The organism is Shuttleworthella sp., assembly GCF_057251025.1.
In genome coordinates, this window is record NZ_DBHIDN010000062.1 from 1 (window position 1) to 1190 (window position 1190).

Sequence of the window (1190 nt, forward strand, 5' to 3'; positions counted from 1 at the left end):
AAAAACAGTGTTAAGCTTAAGTCACCAAACAATAAGCCATCACCTGCGAGGTGCGAAGACCATTATGCCATACAAACGACCAAAAATCGAGGTTAAGACGACGGACAAGATGCAGGACATCACCCCTTTTGCCGGCCTTTTCCCCGTTATCGAACTTTGGAATCGGCTCCATCTTGACGAAATCATCGATACTTTCATAGGAATCAGGAAAGACAAAGGGTACCGGGACTCCGAGCAGCTTCTGTCGATGGTCCTGCTGAACCTCAGCGGCGGCAGAGCCGTGGAACACCTGAAGTTTTTGAAGGAGCAGGCGGGGCTGAAGAAAGTCTCCCTGCCGTTTCCATCTCCGACGTCGGCCCGGGACTACGCCAGCTGTTTTCATAACGAATCGGAGGACCGGGAGCGGGGTCATGGCCGTTCCTTTGTCCCGGCATCGAATGAGGCGCTGAGGGGGTTTGAGGAGGTGCACCGCCATCTTCTGAGGTGCGCGTTCGAGGCGTCTGCGCAGGAGGAGTTGACGCTGGACCAGGACGCGACGTTCATCGAGACGGAGACGAGCGGGGCGTTGTACAACTACCAGGGGAAACGGAGTTACGAGGCGTTGAACGTGTACTGTCCGGAGTACGACCTGCCTGTGGCGACGGAATACCGGGACGGGAATGTGAAGCCTGGGCACGGACAGCTGGAGCAGTTGCAGGGGGTATTGGCGCATCTTCCTGCGGGAGTGAGGAAGGTGAGGTACCGTTCGGACAGTGCGGGTTACCAGACGCGTCTTTTGCGCTATCTGGCGGAGGGTCAGGATGCGCGTTTCGGGGTGATCGAGTTCGCGATCTCGTGTCCTGTATACAGGGATTTCAGGGAGGCGGTGGAGGCAGTTTGTGAGAAGGATTGGCGCCCTTTGGGCAACGGCCAGGAATGGGCGGAGGTCGTCTATGCGCCACAGTCTTTGAGTCTCGACAAGAACGGTCCGACGTACCGTTTTCTTGCCATTCGCGAGGCATTCGAGTTGGAGGGATCGGGAAAGAAGCTTCGACTGTCTCAGGAGCTGCAGGACTCACGGCAGCTGTTCATACCGGAGCTGATCGACGACCTGGAGTCTGAGAACGCCAGGGTGAAGAAGCTGCATCTGACGGAGCTTGGGGGCCACGTATACAAGGTGTTCGGTATCGTGACGAACCTGTTGGATTGGG

The 1190-nt window shown here is 56.9% G+C and carries 1 protein-coding gene; it reads left to right on the forward strand.

Annotation, left to right across the window (positions count from 1 at the left end):
• Positions 1 to 64 precede the first annotated feature (64 nt).
• A partial coding sequence (locus ACO5R6_RS07670) for a transposase family protein (protein ID WP_485626583.1) occupies positions 65 to 1190 on the forward strand: 1126 nt, incomplete at its 3' end.